Annotated in this window: 17 protein-coding genes; 8 read left to right on the forward strand and 9 right to left on the reverse strand. The window is 47.4% G+C overall.

Annotation, left to right across the window (positions count from 1 at the left end):
- The 9 genes from EPO18_RS08765 to EPO18_RS08805 all read right to left on the reverse strand — a co-directional run bounded on the left by EPO18_RS08765 (window position 1) and on the right by EPO18_RS08805 (window position 12,778).
- Window positions 1–666 carry a MotA/TolQ/ExbB proton channel family protein gene (locus EPO18_RS08765; protein WP_292432979.1) on the reverse strand — a complete coding sequence of 222 codons (666 nt, stop codon included), beginning with the start codon at window positions 664–666 and terminating at the stop codon, window positions 1–3.
- A gap of 138 nt (window positions 667–804) precedes the next feature.
- Window positions 805–1,608 carry an energy transducer TonB gene (locus tag EPO18_RS08770; protein ID WP_292432980.1) on the reverse strand — a complete coding sequence of 268 codons (804 nt, stop codon included), beginning with the start codon at window positions 1,606–1,608 and terminating at the stop codon, window positions 805–807.
- 81 nt (window positions 1,609–1,689) lie between these two features.
- Window positions 1,690–2,346 carry a VTT domain-containing protein gene (locus tag EPO18_RS08775; protein WP_292432981.1) on the reverse strand — a complete coding sequence of 219 codons (657 nt, stop codon included), beginning with the start codon at window positions 2,344–2,346 and terminating at the stop codon, window positions 1,690–1,692.
- Window positions 2,347–2,439: 93 nt separating this feature from the next.
- The gene (locus tag EPO18_RS08780; protein ID WP_292432982.1) at window positions 2,440–3,795 is read right to left on the reverse strand and encodes a DUF3526 domain-containing protein; all 1,356 of its coding nucleotides are present in this window, start codon (window positions 3,793–3,795) and stop codon (window positions 2,440–2,442) included.
- Between the two features lie 166 nt (window positions 3,796–3,961).
- Entirely contained in the window at window positions 3,962–5,374 is a 1,413-nt protein-coding gene (locus EPO18_RS08785) for a DUF3526 domain-containing protein (RefSeq protein WP_292432983.1), read from the reverse strand.
- The gene (locus tag EPO18_RS08790; protein ID WP_292432984.1) at window positions 5,371–6,096 is read right to left on the reverse strand and encodes an ABC transporter ATP-binding protein; all 726 of its coding nucleotides are present in this window, start codon (window positions 6,094–6,096) and stop codon (window positions 5,371–5,373) included. The genes EPO18_RS08785 and EPO18_RS08790 overlap by 4 nt, the downstream gene beginning before the upstream one ends.
- Before the next feature lie 185 nt (window positions 6,097–6,281).
- A complete protein-coding gene (locus EPO18_RS08795) occupies window positions 6,282–7,538 on the reverse strand; it encodes a sialidase family protein (RefSeq protein ID WP_292432985.1) in 1,257 nt (418 codons plus the stop codon).
- Between the two features lie 258 nt (window positions 7,539–7,796).
- Window positions 7,797–10,283 carry a TonB-dependent receptor gene (locus EPO18_RS08800; RefSeq protein ID WP_292432986.1) on the reverse strand — a complete coding sequence of 829 codons (2,487 nt, stop codon included), beginning with the start codon at window positions 10,281–10,283 and terminating at the stop codon, window positions 7,797–7,799.
- 95 nt (window positions 10,284–10,378) lie between these two features.
- A complete protein-coding gene (locus tag EPO18_RS08805; protein ID WP_292432987.1) occupies window positions 10,379–12,778 on the reverse strand; it encodes a TonB-dependent receptor in 2,400 nt (799 codons plus the stop codon).
- Window positions 12,779–13,096: 318 nt separating this feature from the next.
- Between EPO18_RS08805 and EPO18_RS08810 the strand changes: the two genes are divergently transcribed.
- From EPO18_RS08810 to EPO18_RS08845, 8 genes are all read left to right on the forward strand, one after another.
- Complete coding sequence (locus tag EPO18_RS08810; protein WP_292432988.1) at window positions 13,097–13,261, forward strand: PIN domain-containing protein; 165 nt, start codon at window positions 13,097–13,099, stop codon at window positions 13,259–13,261.
- Between the two features lie 524 nt (window positions 13,262–13,785).
- Window positions 13,786–13,914 (forward strand): helix-turn-helix domain-containing protein, encoded by a 129-nt coding sequence (locus EPO18_RS08815; RefSeq protein WP_292432989.1) that lies wholly within the window; start codon window positions 13,786–13,788, stop codon window positions 13,912–13,914.
- Window positions 13,915–13,994: 80 nt separating this feature from the next.
- Entirely contained in the window at window positions 13,995–14,219 is a 225-nt protein-coding gene (locus EPO18_RS08820; protein WP_292432990.1) for an addiction module protein, read from the forward strand.
- Window positions 14,216–14,509, forward strand: coding sequence for a hypothetical protein (locus EPO18_RS08825; RefSeq protein ID WP_292432991.1), 294 nt, complete (start codon window positions 14,216–14,218; stop codon window positions 14,507–14,509). The genes EPO18_RS08820 and EPO18_RS08825 overlap by 4 nt, the downstream gene beginning before the upstream one ends.
- A 94-nt stretch (window positions 14,510–14,603) precedes the next feature.
- Complete coding sequence (locus EPO18_RS08830; protein ID WP_292432992.1) at window positions 14,604–14,855, forward strand: DUF2442 domain-containing protein; 252 nt, start codon at window positions 14,604–14,606, stop codon at window positions 14,853–14,855.
- A 238-nt stretch (window positions 14,856–15,093) separates the two neighbouring features.
- The gene (locus EPO18_RS08835) at window positions 15,094–15,462 is read left to right on the forward strand and encodes a type II toxin-antitoxin system VapC family toxin (protein WP_292432993.1); all 369 of its coding nucleotides are present in this window, start codon (window positions 15,094–15,096) and stop codon (window positions 15,460–15,462) included.
- The gene (locus tag EPO18_RS08840; RefSeq protein ID WP_292432994.1) at window positions 15,459–15,653 is read left to right on the forward strand and encodes a hypothetical protein; all 195 of its coding nucleotides are present in this window, start codon (window positions 15,459–15,461) and stop codon (window positions 15,651–15,653) included. Before EPO18_RS08835 ends, EPO18_RS08840 begins: the two co-directional genes overlap by 4 nt.
- Before the next feature lie 273 nt (window positions 15,654–15,926).
- On the forward strand, window positions 15,927–16,460 hold the full coding sequence (locus tag EPO18_RS08845; protein WP_292432995.1) for an REP-associated tyrosine transposase: 534 nt from the start codon (window positions 15,927–15,929) through the stop codon (window positions 16,458–16,460).
- Window positions 16,461–16,497 lie beyond the last annotated feature (37 nt).

Genomic DNA, 16,497 nt, shown 5'->3' on the forward strand with positions numbered 1-16,497 from the left:
CTATTCCTTACCGTTAACGCCCGCAGCTGAGACGATGTGCATAAAGCTGACGACAAAATTTTCCAAGCCGGCGCGCTGCTGTTTAACTCGGCGCAGGAAAAAGTTATAGGCCAATACCGCCGGCACGGCGACAGCGATACCTATTGCGGTTGCGACCAATGCATCGCCGATCGGGCCAGCCACCACATCAAGGCTAGTTGAACCGCTTGCAGTAATCTCATGCATCGCATGCATGATGCCCAATACGGTACCGAACAAGCCGACGAATGGCGACGTGCTGCCGATACTGGCAAGCAGCGTCAAGCCGCCCTCCATTGAGTGCTGCTCTTTCTGCATTTGAACGAGCAACGAGTGTTCCAGCAATTCATCCGGAATGCCTCGGTATTTAAGGCTTTTGCCGTCTGACTGCCGGCTTTCATCCATCCATGCAAACCCTTGCCGTGCAATTCGCGCTTCCGGTCCTCGGGCTGCATCTGCGGGCAAGTTTTTTGCCTGCTCCAGACTGTCTGCATCCCAAAACGCTTTATTAAAGGCCCGGTTGTAATAACTATTTTTTATGAACTGCCAGATTTTGAATAAAATCACCGTCCATGTTGCTATCGAAAAGATCAACAAAGTGTATAAAGTGCCGTCGATAATAACGGTAGGCGATATATGATGGGGCATTCCCCTCTCCTTATTTTAATGATGAAAAGAAATTTGTGGATGCAATCATCGGGTTGATTGCAGTTTTTTAGCTTACTGCATACCGGCTGAATATTTGTTCTGAAAGGGTCAATACAAAGCTGGTAAAGCGCAAACCAGTTACCTCGTTAATTTAAATTGCAGCGTTTGGACTGCGCGCTGCTCAACGGCAACGCCGTTAACTATTTTTTCTTTAAATGTCCATTGGTTAATGGCTTTCAGAGCCGCTTGATCAAAAACTTCGGGGGGCTCGGCCTCTACAACTACGGCGTTTTCGACTTCGCCGCTAGTAGTAATAGTAAATTCGATTCTAACCCAGCCCTCGATATGCCGTTCAGCAGCGCGCGCAGGATATTTGGGCGGAACGCGTTCCAACGGAACGACGCCGGTGCTGATTTTCGGTTCGTTGCTGACTACCGCAGGCGCAGGCCGACTGACCGGTTGCGGTGTTGAAACAGGCGCTACCGGAGTATTCGAAACTGCCGGTTTTTCTTCAGCAATAGTCTGCGGTTTTGGCAATTCCACATGTTTAGGAATAACCGGCATTTTTTTTACAACCGGCTTTTTGACGGGTTGCTTTTTCGGAGGCTCAGGTTTTGGCGGCGCAGGCGGTGTAACCGGAACTTGCGGAGTCGGCGCGGAAACCAGCGATACCTCCATTATTACCAGCGAAGGCTGTTTTGGGGGGGCGTCGGTCGGCTTTAACAACCAAAGACCTGCCCACACATGCAACAGCAGCACTAAAATCAACAGTAATCCACCAAAAAAGCGTGGATACTCTTCGCCGGTTAAGGCTGCAAATAATGATCGTTTTTTTTGCACTATCGGACTTGCCTCGCTACCCGAAGAGGTTAAATTTCGGTCGGTCAAGCCGCCTTCGTGGTTGTTGAATAAAAACATCGGGAATATTATCTTTTTAAACATTGAACGTCGGTTATGTTCAGGCTATCCGCAAGCCATATTTTACTTAGCATGGTCATCGTAGTAATTACAGAATATAAAACTTTAAATAGGTTGAGGCTGTTTCAGCAATTTAATCTTTGCAAACTGCCAAACCATTGGCATGAACGATACAAAAACAATGCCTAAAACAATCTTTTCGAAATTGTGTTTTACCCATTCATTTGAGCCGAGAAAATACCCCGTTAAGGTTATGCTCGTGACCCATAATGTCGCGCCGATAACGCAAAAGATAATGTATTTTAAGTATTTCATGCTACCCGCACCGGCTACGAAAGGAGCAATCGTGCGGATGATCGGAACAAACCGCGCCATAATAACGGCTTTTCCGCCGTGTTTTTCGTAGAATTCTTCGGTTTGGGTAATATGTTTCCGTTTAACAAACAATATTTGTTCCCGGGATTTGATGAAATTACTAAAATGTTTTCCGACAAAATGATTAACATTATCGCCCAGCAAAGCCGCACTAATGAGCAACGGAATGACAATTTGAATATCTAATTTCCCTGTTGATGACGCCAACAGACCGACTGCAAAAAGCAATGAATCGCCGGGTAACAACGGCATAACGATTAAGCCGGTTTCAACAAAAATTATCGCCGCCAAAATTACATAGGTAAGCATCTCGTAATGCGCCAGAAAATCCTGCAGCGTCGTCAGTGGATCTTTGAGCAAGTGCAATAAAAAGTAAATAATTTCCATAAAGTTACCTTGTTATATCGTTAAAATGAGCAAGCATAAAGTACACTTCATGTCTTGGCGACTATTTATTATTAATCAAGTTTAAACAGTGTCTTACGGCCTTCCAAATCGGTTGCGCAAAGTTATCAATACCAACAACAAAAAAACGCCTAGCAGCAACTGCCTCAATATGACCGTCCATACTGTTTCAGCCGTCGGCAAAGATTTTACTACAGGCAGTTGCTGATAATCCGACGGCGCCATACTTTGCTTGCCCATAACTCTGGGGACAAAAAAAGCTCGCCACCGGTCTTCAAATTGATTGACCGCTTCAATATATTCGGCATAACGGGGAGCATCAATACCCGCCAAACGGTCAGCCGTCAATACGACGGCAAGTCCTGGCGAAAAAGCGGACCATCGCTCCATAAACTCAAAATGCGCCTTCCGAACCCCGTCAAAACGATACATCAGCGTGCGCACCTTGCTATCAAGCTCCAGATTTGCGGGCAGACCGGCAATCTCGCGGGGTGGTTCTTTCGCCGGCGCCGTTTCAGGATGCGCCTGATACCAGGTTGACAGCAATTCGGCTTGTTGTTTGGAAGTTTGCGCCTGAACACGACGAATATCGACAATTGCTTCAAGCCGCGAAGGCATGGGTTGCATGCCGTTTGCCCCCCAGCTCAAGCCAGCGGGCACCGCAAACGTCGTGACCAGCCACATGCCCAATAAGCCTACCGCCACCGCGCCAGATGAAACAGGCAGCAACAGAAACAGCCCGGAAATTGTAATCCACACTCCGGTAAATATCCCGACAAAAAATAGCCAGTGCGTTGCCGCGTAAAGGGTGGAACCGGAGTCCAGCATAAATGCAAGCAACGATGCTGCGAGGGCAGGTATCAGCACCATGACCAGTCGCACTGCGAGCGCGGCAAATACCAACAACGAAGGATGAGGCATTTGCGCACAAACCAAACGCCACACGCCTCGCTCCCGGTCTTCCTGAACTAGGCCGTAAGTGAGGGCTATCACGGTCAACGGCAAAAATAACGCAAGTATGCTCGCAAAATCGAGCAAGCCCAGTTCGCGCAGTAATGGATTGAACAACTGGTCGCTGTTGCGCCCATCGGTATAGCGGCTACGGGTTGATATGCGCAGTTCGGAACCGAGCAGGTCCATTTGCCGTACGCTCAATGCCAAACCGCCAAGTGCCGGAAGACGCACGGTTGTATTATCAGCCAACTTGGATGCATAGCTGCCTTTGCCGGTACCGGGCGCATCGTGCATTTCTGTGGGCACTTGGCTGTTGCCGGTTTGGTGCTGCGGCTGCAATGCTTTGGCGCGAAACTCGCTGGCTGCAAGTCCCGACCATATTGCGCTAGCCGCCAGCAGGGTGAAAAACGCTGCAATAACCCACAGATTGACCGGGTTGCGAATGAAGCGCAGCCATTCGGCTTGTAACAAGCTCATATCAATTCGTCCACGAAAGGCGCGAAAAACACGAAAGCCACCAAATAAATCGACAGCTTATATTGGTAAAGCCACTCACTCTTTGGTGAATAATTTACAGCTGCATAGTCCATTAAATATTTTCGTGCTTTTTGTGTTTTTCGTGGATCAATTGCTGTTTTTAGGATCATGGCTTCAGCCTCTTTGCGGAAAACAACAGCCACATCAGCGAGGCGATCAGCCAAGCCAACAAGACCAGCAGATCGAACAGTGCTTGATGCAGCGCAAAGCCCACCGAGGGCGACTCATAACTGAATGCCTTGACGCTGCCCCAATCGGAATCATGCCCCTGTGCGCCGCGCTCCGTACCGTGGCTACGTTCACGATCCCAGTCATCGGTCAGGCCGATAAAATAATGGCGATAATTTTCGGCGGCATCCTCAAAATGCCGTTGATGCGCCAAATCCATGCCCGACAGCGTCATCGACATCGAGCGCATCGCGATGCTCGGGCCGAGCAGCGAGGCGATATGGATAAACCGGCTCTGGCGTTTAAACGCATCGCTCAGTCTATCGAAATGCAGGACATGGACTCGTTCGGAATAACTGTCGTTAAAATTGCGCTTGAGTGCGGTATAGCCTACCGGCAAGTCTTCAGCCCTTTCCACGCCGTACTGCTTTAACACCTGAGCAGTAAACAATGCCTCGCGCGCCTCATGGTCGCCATCGTTATCCAAGCCTTGCTGAATGTCTTTTTTAATCGCCGCCCAGAACGCCGTAGCTGAGGGTGTCGGAACCATCATCTCTGCGGCTGCCGCGCCCAAGCGCGGGGCAATCAGCACACTGCCCGACCAGAATGCCAGCAGGGTGAACAAAGCCAAACGACTGCTTTTGAAATGGATCGAGATGGACATTGCCAAGGCCGCGAAAACCGCATAATAAATAAAAAAAGTACCGCTCAACGCGAACAATCTGAGTATATCGTCAGCGGCAAGGTAGAAATTTTGATACAAAATAATGACCGCGATAAGCGTTGCCGGCATCAATACCGCAACAAAAGCCAGCAACAAGCCGATAAATTTGCCAAGCAACAGTTGAGTAGCCGATACCCCCAGACTATGTAGCATGCGCAAAGTGCCTTGCTCCCGTTCCTGGGTTACCGCATTGAAGGCCAGCGCAATGACCAGCAGCGGAAGCAACGCAACCAACACAAAACCGGCGGTTGCCTGGCCGAAGCGGCTGGCTAAACCCTGATCGGCTGCCGGACTGAAGCGTGCGCCATTGCGCTTATGCGGCTCGAGCCAGAGCGATTGGCCGGTATATTGTCTCAATCCGGGATCTATCGATGCCAGCGGCGAATCCGGCTTAAATACATAAATACCGAAATGCGCTGCAGCATGCGGATTCTTGACGCCTTGCGTATCCCATTGCTGTTTCGCCGTTACGCCCACGGTTTGCTTTTCCTTCTGTATTTGTCGATGTTCGGCAACGGACGCCAGAAAAAATCCGCTCAACACGGCGAAGACCGAAAATGCCAACACCAGCAATCTACCGTCACGCAACACAGCCAGCAGTTCCTTGTGGATGATCGCAATAATCAAAGCAAGCCCCGAGCGTGCGCCAGATATTTGTGTTCAAGTTCATCATGCGCCACAGTGTGCGCATCGAACTCTTCGACGAGACGTCCCGCTTTCATGATGCCGATGCGGTCGGCGACCTGTTTGGCGTTAAACAGATCGTGAGTTGCCATTAACACCGCCATGCCCAGATCGGCTGCTGCCCGTATCCGTTGAGCGAAATCATTGGCTGCGCTGGGATCAAGCCCGGAGGTCGGTTCATCCAGCAGCATGACTTTCGCGTGCTTTGCCGAAGCGATAGCCAAACCGACTTTTTGGCGCATGCCCTTTGAGTAAGTCGAAACACGCCGATCATGAGCATCGGCTTGCAATCCGGTATTTACCAGCAGATCGTGCGCGTGTTGGCGGGATAAACGGATATTGGCCAACGTACAGAAAAAGCGCAGGTTTTCCAAGCCGCTCATGTATTCATAAAGTGCAACATTTTCCGGCAGGTACGCCAGCTTGGCGCGAACTACTGCAGGATTTTGCTCGGGCGATTCGCCATCGATAAACACATTGCCTTCGGTCGGCCGATTGAAACCTAAAAAAGTGTTGATGGTCGAGGTTTTCCCCGCGCCATTGCCGCCCAATAAAGCGTAAACGCAACCTGACGGAACCGATAAATCGAGCTCGTCAATTGCACGATAATCTTTATATTTGACGACCAGTTGCCTGGCTTCAAGCAGGGGTTTATTTAGTAACATAATTAGCTTTTCAAATGATTTGAACAGATCCCTTAGTTATCAATACTGTTAACTTGCTAGTCCCCAAGCTCCAGCTTCCAGTCTCGCGAAGCTAGAGCTTCCTTCGTACCTGGGTTCCCAAGCTGGAGCTTGGGAACCAGCGTATGAAGAGGGTTTTGCATCATTTAAGTCAACCGTATTTAACACTACTCATCAATAGGCTTTAATTGATAATCCTGCTGCTGAGTTTTCCAGGAAAGATAGATCTTCTGTCCATCGCTGACCAGAAAAGGCTGATCACCGGACTTGGCTGTTTGCGCAACTACCTCGGGCTTCGACCAGCTTTTGCCGTTATTGCTTGATTTGATCAGCTTAATAACATTATTGGTGCCGTCAAACTCCTGCCAAACCACATTAACCCGCGAACCTAAAGCCAGCACATGCGGATGGCCTGCGCCTTCTTTGGCGAAATTAACCGGCGTGGAAAAATGCTGTCCGGCATCGGTCGAATAGGCATAAAACAGGCCGGGGTTTGCAGGAGAGCCGCTAAACCAAACCGCGTGATAAATGCCGGAATCGGAAATCGACAAACCTGGGCCGTGATGCGGACAGGCATCGATTTTCCAGTTATCCTGGCCTAAACGGTGCGTATCGCCGGGAGTATTCCAGTCGTTGAATTTAACCAGCGCGTGGTCGCGTATGCCGCCTTCAAAAACATGCCGCCAAGTGATGACCGGCGTGTTATCCGGCGCTATCGCGGTATCCAAACGGCAGCACTGGCAGGTATGAGTGGCGATTCTTTTGTTCGGATAAAAATGCTGGCCGCCATCGTCAGACCAACTGTAATATAAAGATGAGCCTTCAAATTTCTTGTTGGCTTTTTTAGCTTCTTCGACATCGCGGGCATCCAGCCAGGCAATAAAAACCTCGCCGTTTTTGCCGATTGCGATGCTGTCAAAGCGATGGCTGATGATGTCCAGATTATTATTAACGGTAACCGGCGCGGAAAAATGTTGTCCGTCGTCGGTCGAACGGCTAAAGCGGATATGGCCGCTATGTTTACCCTCCAGCTTTTGAGTCCAAGTCAAATAAATATTGCCCTTGGCATCCAGCTTTATTTTCGGGCGATATTCGCCTTTAGCTTCTATTTTTTCGGCGACGGAATTGACCATCATTGGCGCGGTAAAGCTTAAGCCCTTATCGTCCGATGATTGCACATAAACGTGATCGTTGTTTGCCCAAACAATCCATAACACTCCGTTGCCGTCAAAAGCAGCGCTTATTGTTTCTGCGCATAAATTTGAGGGCAACGCTTTGGCATCCGTACAAGCGCCTTTTGCTTCTGCCGAATGATGATGGGCGTGCTGTTGTTTGGCATCGTCTGTAGGCTTTACAGTCGCGTCACTTGCACAGCCGGAGACTGCCAGCGTTGCAAAAAATAGAAAAGGGCTAAGGGATTTCATTGATGATACCGGCCAAATTATTAAAAGAAAGATAAAACTTACTAAAAGAATATTGTATAGAACCTGAAATTGATAAAGCGACGCAAAGCCCTCTCCAGCGGGAGAGGGTTGGGTGAGGGGAATCTAAGATAAAGAGAATGCTTATTTATATCCCCTCATCCCAACCTTCTCCCTGAGGGAGAAGGAGCAAATGCCGCTTTACTAACTCTGGACTCTATAATAAAGCCGGACCCTGAACAAGTCCGGCTTTTTAACTCTTTAATAATTATACTTTAACTCGGCAAAGTAAGTGCGTGAAGGAAAGGGATGGAATAACCAAACCTGTTGGTCATTGACGTTATCGATACCTGCCGAAGCGCTGATCTGCTTGGTGATTTGATACTTGGCGTGTAAGTCGACGATGAAGTATGCGTCGCCACCGGATCCATAAGTCTGCGGATTGATGTCGCTGTTGTTCAACTGACTGAATTGCGCACTGCTGTAACGGCCGCTTACCGAAGTGGTCAACTTATCTGTCGGGCGATAGGCAATAGTTGCACTGGCGCGCCACTCCGGAACCCTGGGTTGACGTTTGCCGGTTGAAGGCTGGTTAGCATTGGGGTTAGTGGCAGTAGCGCCCGCCCTAGCGGCAGCCGCATCCGCAGCGCCGTTTTCGGTAATTGTGGAATTGGTCCACGTAGCGTTACCGTAAAGGTCAAGACCCTGTATGCCTACATCATTGGCTTCGCCGGCAAACTCCACACCGTAAGTCTGTATTTCGTCGACATTTGAAGGCGTACTGGCGATACCTCCATTGGATAAAACGGTTTGTTGTGTGAAAATGGCATCCTTCACGCGCTCTTGGAATAAGCTAAGACGCAATTTGCCTTGATCGAGGAAATATTCCCCGGAAAGTTCGGAAGACAGCGCTTCTTCGGGCTTGAGGTTGGGATTTCCATTGATAATGGTTTGTATACCGCCCGATGTCACTGTGGTTTGTTGGAACAATTCCGTTACAGTAGGAAAGCGGTAAGCTTGGCCGATCGATAAACCTGTTTGCACACGATCCAAAGGTTTCCAGGTTAACTTGGCCTTGGGTGAAAATTCCAGATCATTTTGATTGGATTGATTGATTGATCTAAGCGTGCTGCCTATAAGCCTTCCGTTGTTTACTGAACCAACTGTGGTGTTTACTGCGCCACCAACTTGAGTAGCATTAAAGCCATCGAATGCGTGCCAGTTTTCCAGGCGGCCGCCAAGCGTCAGGTTCCAGTCTTTATTAAAGTCCCAGGCATCCTGCAACCAGTAGCCCTCGGTTTGCGTTTTACCTTGTGAATTGCTAATAATGGTACCGCCGTTGCCGCTTTGCCAGTTGGCAGTCTCATAGACTGGATTGTCCAAGTTATATAAGTCGTGGTGAAAACCAAAACTGATTTCATGCTTGCCCAGCAGGTTGACTCCGGGCCGCCATATACCTTTAGCATCTGCGGTATGCCAGCCGGTTCCGGTTAGGCTGGTGACTCTGCCGACTCCGTTGCTGGCAGCTAGAGCAGGCGTTTGCGTCGAGGTACGGCTAAGATCCGTGCCGTAATCGACCACACTGCCTGACAAATCCCAATCGAATACGCCGCCGGTAGTGGATTTAAGATTCATGCCATGCGACCAATGCATTTGGTCAGCCCTGGTTTCTGCGAAAAGAGGAAGACCGTTAGAGGTAAGGGCATAGCGCTTTCCGCCAATATTAACGTTACCGGTATTAACTACATTACCGGCGCTATTCCGTAAAAAGCTGTTAAAACCAGCATGATTATCGTTCTGCCATAATCCCAATGTATATGCTCCGCGTATGGTTGGGGTGAAGTCGTAGCCTAATTTCCATTTAAAATTGTCTTGCACCGTGTGATTAATCGCCGACTCTCCCAGCACTTGAGCGCTAACCCCGAACGGGTTTGAGTTTGCGATAGCCCCGGTTACCACTGTGTCCGCACCCGTTGCGTTGGTCGTCGGAACAATTGGGTTCACAAAGGCTATAGGCTGGCTATGACTGTCCAGATGGCTGACGTCGAAACGGAATGACAGGTCTTTGTAGCGATCGCCTACATTAAAAGAATATTCCTGGCTGTCGAACGTCTTCTTCTTGCCGTAGAAACTGTAATCCTGCCAAGTCGATCTGACATCGCCGCCGGCCTCGAATTTTTCCGGCATACGGGTCGTAATGTCAATCACGCCGCCGATTGAATTGCCTGCATGAGCCGCTGAAAACGGCCCGTACATCACATCAACTCTCTCAATTTCGGATGGAGACACCATATTCCAGCGCGGCGAACCGGTATTGCCGTTGTTATTGCCTAGCAACGAGGACAAAATTATGCCATCGGCATAAATCAAGCCGCGCGCGCTTTGGCTTGTACCTGAAGTACGCCAGCCCACCGGTGCATTGGTGTCGCCGATATAACGCTTACGCACTTGAATGCTGGGCAGGTACTTAATAGTGTCTTCGGCGGTCATCGCATTGATGGTGTTGTCGATTTTTTCGCTAGTAACGCTTTCAGTCGTCGTCGGCAGCTTGTATCTTTCCTTGGCGGTAGGCTTTATTTTTTCAGTTACGGTCATATCTGCCATCACCGCTTTGGACTTATCGGCGGGAGCTTTTTTTCCGTCAACGTTTTGTTTTGATTCAGCGGTGGCGAGCGGAGACGTTAAGATCAGCAAGCAAATTAAAGCCCGCTTCGGATCAAGCGGAAAAGGCGGTTTGGAATGTGTCATAGAATCCTCGTAAAAATTATTGTTATTATTTAAGATGTTGTATTTAAAGGACGCACATCCTTGTGCTGATCAATAAACTATTTTACACGTTGTAACTAATATTTCAGCGACGCACTAATAAAATAGGTGCGTTGCGGGTAAGGGTGGTTTTCAAAGGCATTGGCGTCAAACACGTTATCGATTCCGGCTGAGATAGTGCTTTTCAGTTTCCGGTTGATCGGTAATTTATAAGTGGTTTTTAAATCGACAAAAGTAGATTCATCGGTACCGCCCATAACATTGGCTGCTGTATCGGTATTGGCCAAGGTTTGAAACGAGTCGCTACGATAACGGACGCCGACCGACGCATCCCATGGCTGCATAATATGATAAGTAAGCGAACCGTTGATTTGCAGTTGCGGTATACGGTCCCATTCTTTGCCTGTGTAGTTGACGCTGTTAGTTCCGATAGGGTTATGCTTGGTGATGTGCTTGTCCATTATGATTGTGTTCGCCATTAAATCCACAGGCAGGTCAAACACCCCGTTTTGTTGAAAAGTCAAGTCAACACCGACGGCTTCGGTTTGGTTAATCGGCTGGAAGGTTGTTGTCGTCTGGCCGTTAATGGTTACCTGAGTGCTGTTAATTTCATTGTTGATTTGGTCAAAAAAGAAATTGGCGCGGACATAACCTCTGGGAATACCGTATTGGGTCATGAAGTTATGGAAATAGCCGGTTTCAGGCCCCAAGCCGGGAGCCGAAGTGGTGATGCTGTTAAGCCTGGATAAGCTGGCGAACATTTCTTCGGCAATCGGGAAACGGTATGCTTTGGAAAACGAATAGCGGAAGGTCCAGTTGCCCGGCGAAAATTCCAAGGCTGTTTTCGGCGAAAAGCGGGAAGCATCGCGGTCGGCATAATTTTGAATGTTTCTTTCATTCGCCACTGTAGTTGGATCGTCAAATACCCGAACATGACCGTCGAGGGCTTGCCAATGGTCAAATCTTCCTCCGGCCATAATGCTCCAGTCGGGCAAAAATCGCCATTCCAATTGCGAAAACGCGCTGTTGGTTTGAGTTGCACCGCCGCTCTCGTTGGTTTTTAAATCGGCAGAACCGGCTCTATAATTATTGCTGCTGTAAACGTCCAGATTCAGGCTGGCATGGTTAAATTGATAACCGCCCATAAAAGACAGATCGTCCCTGCCCAAGAATTTATCGGTAGCCAGCTTTAGATCGTAAGTGGCCCACCAGGGTTTTTCATCGGAGATCTGCCCTCTATTCCGGTTGAGCGGATGATTGGGATTAAGATTTGAACTGATCGTTCTATCCTTGAACGCATCGTAATAACTGGCGGTCGTGTCGATACTCCAGTTGTCCGAGATTTTGCCTTTTAAACCCAATCCGTAGTTTAATGCTTGGCGCTCCGAAGTGCTGACCGAAAAAACCGAACCGGGAACGGTAAAGCGCCGTCCATTCGCTGTTCTATAGTTTTGATTGGCAGATAATCCCGCAGCCGTGGCCCCGCCCCATACCGTGTTACCTGCCGCATCCCTTAATAAACTGTTTGGGTTATCAACTTTTCCAACCCGATCTTCATAGGCAATGGTAAAGCGCCCTTGCAGCTCTTCGGTAAAATCATAAGCGAATTTGGCTTTGAACAAGTCCGTCGTTTGTTGGGCAACGCCGATATCACCGTATGCAATCGCCGGAGCTTCAGTCGTTGTCTGGTAACCTTCCCCTCCGGTGATTGGCGTTCCGCCTGCCGCGGTAGTTAAAGCGGCGGCATTGATGGTCATCGGTTGTCCCTCGTTTTCAAAACGGTTATAAGATCCCCAGACACTGAACTTATCAATCCGGTCACCGGCAGAAATGAAAGTTTTGTAACCCGTTAAAGTTTCATTGCGCCCTGAGCGATGGACATCCTGAAACATGCCGGTGGCATCCATCTGGGCTTCAAATCTTTCCGGCATTCTGGTGTAGAGATTAATCACACCGCCCATTGAATTGCCGCTGTATTGCGATGAGAATGGCCCGTAAAGTACTTCCGCCACTTCGATTTCGCTCGGAGACACCATCGACCATCTGGGAGCTCCGTTAAAAGTAGTGCGCAAAGGGTTATGCAGTGGCATTCCGTCAGCGTAAACCATGCTGTGAGCGGTTTGAAACGTATTTGAAGAACGAATGCCCAGGTTGCCGTTCGGATCACCCATAAAACGTTTGCGAATCAATACGCCGGGGGCGTATCTAATAGTATCCTCGGCCGTTGTCGCATTAATTTTGGTTTTAACATCCGCAGCATCAATAGTATAAGTAGGCGTTGACTTAGTGGTATTCGGAAATGTTCTATCGGTCATCGTCCCGTAAGTTATCATCTCCTCGCCCTGATATTTATCGGTTTTTGCCTTGGATTGTTTGATATTAGCTGGTTGTTTCTCAGTCTTTTCCGTTGTTACTGGTTCGGCTGCAATCCCGCTGCCTAAATAGCTCATTCCCAGCAATAATAGATGTTTTTTCATTGTTTTTAATTTTAAATGTCATGGGTGATCCGTTAACTAAAGCAGATTACATGCCAAATAACCGAGACTCTGTTTGTTCTGTCTATCTACGCATCGAGCTTGATTTGCAGTTGATGGCTTACATTTTTGTAATCAATGGCTTGTCTTTAGTTACGAATTGATTCTGCTCAATTGAATGATTTTTTGAATTACGAGTGACCGTACTGGACTGATTTGCAGGTTTTGACGGGGGGATTTTTTAATAAAAGTGCGGCATATAACGCATTTTAGTGTGTTAAATAACATAGTTTAATTAGAATTTTATTCAGACAGGCTTGCATGGTTACTGTAAATTGCCGCTTACCTTATTTTCAATATTTATTCGATACGCTTTATCACGCTTTGGCTATTCATCTGAATACCGTGTTTGTAACTGCTGATGAACTTTACTACCGCAAAGCTGAAACGGTGGGATATATTCAGTTGTTGAGTGATGGGCAATAGATGTACTGCTACACATCAAAATTGGAGGAAATTCGTTCTGGGTTCCCAATCTCCAGATTGGGAACCCAGAACGAAGTTCCAGCTTCGTGAAATGGGAAGCTAGAGCTTCCGTAACTGAATTCCCAAGCTTGAGCTTGGGAACTAGCAAATGTCGAAATAGGAATTTATGCAGTTCAATCAATCGTTTTAACCATACGACCATTTGTTGAACTGTTCTACGGTATGCATTCGTTATCACGTTCCTGTGATCTGGATTCCGGCAATCCCTGTCTGAATGACGGTGATATAATTTGTGCGAATACCTATAGTCTTCGGGATAGACCGGTGACATAAAAAAGGCGATGTAAGGTGGACATTGAAAAAATAGCCCAAGCAATTGAAGCGGATGCAGGAATGGCGTTGACTGATTTACGGTAAAGCTTGGCCGAAATGCAAGACGGTATAGGGCAGGTGCATAGCCCTGAGCAAATTTTATTGCGTTCGGTTTGGCAGCAACCGGCTTATAGCAATAAGCCTTTGCCGATTTGATTAAAACCACGGTGGCGACATTGCGCGACTGCGAGCAGGGCCGGTTTAATCCGCTGGACGGAGTAATATGTTTGTTAAAACTGATGTACGATCATCCTGAATTAAAGGATCAGCTGGCTGCTTGAATAATGGTAATGGTGTAAATATTGTAGGGTACGCACAGCCTACCCTACGAGGCTGTTCAAGAAAAAATAGAGGACAAACTATGAATATATCATCGATAGAACATGAAGCTTTGCATTTACCCGTAGCACAGCGGGCCAGGCTGGCTCATAAACTATTATTAAGCCTAGAGAGTATGTCTGAATCCGAGATTGAAGAGGCATGGTTCGATGAAGCGGAACGCCGTGCGGATGAAATAGACCAAGGGCTTGTGCAGCTTATCCCTGCTGAAGAAGTTAGTCGTAAGGCCCGAGAATTGTTGAGGTGAGCTATTATTTTCACCCAGGAGCCGAAGCTGAGCATTTTGAAACAATCGCATTTTTTGAATCTCGACAGCTTGGTCTTGGCGCCGCAAACCTTTCAGAATTAGAGGCCTTGATGGTGAATGTCGTTTATGCGCCGCATCGTTGCCGTATCGAACGTAAACCAAATATTCGATGTGCTTCCCTCAAGCGATTTCCTTTCAAAGTTATTTTTCGTGATGTTGAGGGAGTTGTTCAAGTTCTCACTATTTCGCATAAACGGCGTAGGCCGGATTACTGGTTGGATCGCTTATAGTTATGATCGGGGCGCTCGAGTTCCCTAGCTTGAGCTTGGGAGCTGGCTGTCAGTGGCGAGAATCCGTACAAAATTGCTTCGCTGTGAGGCCGCCATGTGTTGGGATGTAAAAACTGTAAAGCCGTTGCCGGACTTTTGCATTTATGTCGAGATCGAAGATGGACGTAAGGGGATATTTGACTTGAAGCCTTATCTCGATCAAGGGGTTTTTCGTGAGCTTCGGAACGTGCATTATTTCAATCAGGTCGGCATTCTGTTTGGGGCGGTAACTTGGCCCAACGAACAGGACATTGCCCCTGAAACGCTACTTGCTGAAATGGTGCCAGTGGAATCAGTTGCGTCGTAAGTGGTTTTGTAGGGTACGCTGTGCGTGCCATTGAATGTGTGAAGGTACGCCGTACTCTACGAGGCTAGAAATACAAAACCTTGCAAAGAATATAGATGCCGATCCTTCTTTATTGATTGATGGCGAACAATTTATAGCTGAGCTGAAACAGCGCTAACCGACGATTTATTATGTTGATATATTCGGATAACTGTTGTTTTAATCGGCCTTACGATGTCAGGAGCATGTTAATGATTTTTTGGAAATTCAGGCAAAACTCTACATCCAGGAAAATATTTTAGCGGGAAAGTTTCAGTTGGTTTGGTCATATATCCTTCAATTTGAAAGCGAACAAAATCCATATATCAACCATCAGCATGAAATCAGAAAATGGAAAAGTCAGTCCAGTCATTGGGTGACTGCTTCGGAAAGTATTATTGAAAAAGCAAAGGAATATCAGGCAACTGGTTTGAAGGTTAAAGATGCTTTACATTGTGCCTGTGCGTTTTCGGTTAAGGCCGATTATTTTATAACGACGGATAAGCAATTGATAAAGACAGCGCGTAAAATAATCGATCTTAATGTGGTGAATCCTCTCACGTTTATTCAAGAAGATAACAGCGTATGAAATCAGATAGCGAAATAATGAACACCGGTTTTGAGTCTATTTTTTCCAGCTTAGGAATGGTGGATGCTGAGCGTTTTATCGCCTTGCTCAAGCGCGATAAATTTGATTATACCGAATGGCAACGGGAACTTTGGCCGGATGAGACAGTGGAATCTTTATCGGAAAAGGCTCAGCAGGCTTGGGATAAATAAAACTGCTCCTTACTTTTCTGTGATGCCTAAGCAAAGTGGTTACACGTTACCAATGCAAAACGTTTCGGGCGGGGCAACATGCCCCGCCCGGCTTGGAGGAAAACAGCTACTATTTGCGATTAATACATTTTATTGAATTAAGCGTATCGAGTGGGCTTCCTATCTTCAGATTAGGTGTCAGTGAAAAAACATCAATTTTTTATGATTAGGAGTGCAAGCTTTGCTTGCCCAGCAGGCAAAGCCTGCACTCCGAAAACACGCCAATGAGCTGATATGTTAAAACGTTACAAACATCGTCCTGCACATCTCTTGTTAGATAAAACCAGTTATTTTATAACCGGTAGCATTTATCAAAAACGCGAATTACTAAACGACCAATTAAAAGTGCAGTTGATCGCCATGCTGCACCAAGTGTTTACTGAATTTTGCTGGACGCTGGAACATTGGGTAGTGCTGAATAATCACTATCATTTGATGGCATTCAGCGAGAAAGGGATAGATTTACCGACAATCATAGCGCGTGTTCATTACCAATCGGGGCAGCTAATCAGGAAAGCCCATCCCTCTGATTTACCGGTGTGGTGGAATTACTGGGATTACTGTCCGCGTGATGAAAAAGATTATTTCATTCGTCTTAACTATCTGTTGAATAATCCCGTAAAACACGGCTACACGAAAAATCTGACTGATTATCCTTTTTCCAGTTTTCACCAGCATATAGAAAAAGTTGGCCGAGAAAATCTGCGGCGGCAATTTAGCAATAACAACCAATACCAATCCTTAATCCTGATCGAAGACGAATTTTAAGACAGGAGTGCAAGCTCTGCTTGCAAGGCAGGCGAAG

The organism is Methylobacter sp. (assembly GCF_004322395.1).
Taxonomy (GTDB): Bacteria; Pseudomonadota; Gammaproteobacteria; order Methylococcales; family Methylomonadaceae; genus Methylobacter_A.

Coding starts and splice junctions, on each gene's coding strand:
- EPO18_RS08770 (WP_292432980.1), bottom strand. CDS start 1,608: ATGTTTAAAAAGATAATATTCCCGATGTTTTTATTCAACAACCACGAA.
- EPO18_RS08775 (WP_292432981.1), bottom strand. CDS start 2,346: ATGGAAATTATTTACTTTTTATTGCACTTGCTCAAAGATCCACTGACG.
- EPO18_RS08765 (WP_292432979.1), bottom strand. CDS start 666: ATGCCCCATCATATATCGCCTACCGTTATTATCGACGGCACTTTATAC.
- EPO18_RS08780 (WP_292432982.1), bottom strand. CDS start 3,795: ATGAGCTTGTTACAAGCCGAATGGCTGCGCTTCATTCGCAACCCGGTC.
- EPO18_RS08840 (WP_292432994.1), top strand. CDS start 15,459: ATGAAATCAGATAGCGAAATAATGAACACCGGTTTTGAGTCTATTTTT.
- EPO18_RS08800 (WP_292432986.1), bottom strand. CDS start 10,283: ATGACACATTCCAAACCGCCTTTTCCGCTTGATCCGAAGCGGGCTTTA.
- EPO18_RS08845 (WP_292432995.1), top strand. CDS start 15,927: ATGTTAAAACGTTACAAACATCGTCCTGCACATCTCTTGTTAGATAAA.
- EPO18_RS08810 (WP_292432988.1), top strand. CDS start 13,097: ATGGTTACTGTAAATTGCCGCTTACCTTATTTTCAATATTTATTCGAT.
- EPO18_RS08790 (WP_292432984.1), bottom strand. CDS start 6,096: ATGTTACTAAATAAACCCCTGCTTGAAGCCAGGCAACTGGTCGTCAAA.
- EPO18_RS08805 (WP_292432987.1), bottom strand. CDS start 12,778: ATGAAAAAACATCTATTATTGCTGGGAATGAGCTATTTAGGCAGCGGG.
- EPO18_RS08820 (WP_292432990.1), top strand. CDS start 13,995: ATGAATATATCATCGATAGAACATGAAGCTTTGCATTTACCCGTAGCA.
- EPO18_RS08795 (WP_292432985.1), bottom strand. CDS start 7,538: ATGAAATCCCTTAGCCCTTTTCTATTTTTTGCAACGCTGGCAGTCTCC.
- EPO18_RS08830 (WP_292432992.1), top strand. CDS start 14,604: ATGTGTTGGGATGTAAAAACTGTAAAGCCGTTGCCGGACTTTTGCATT.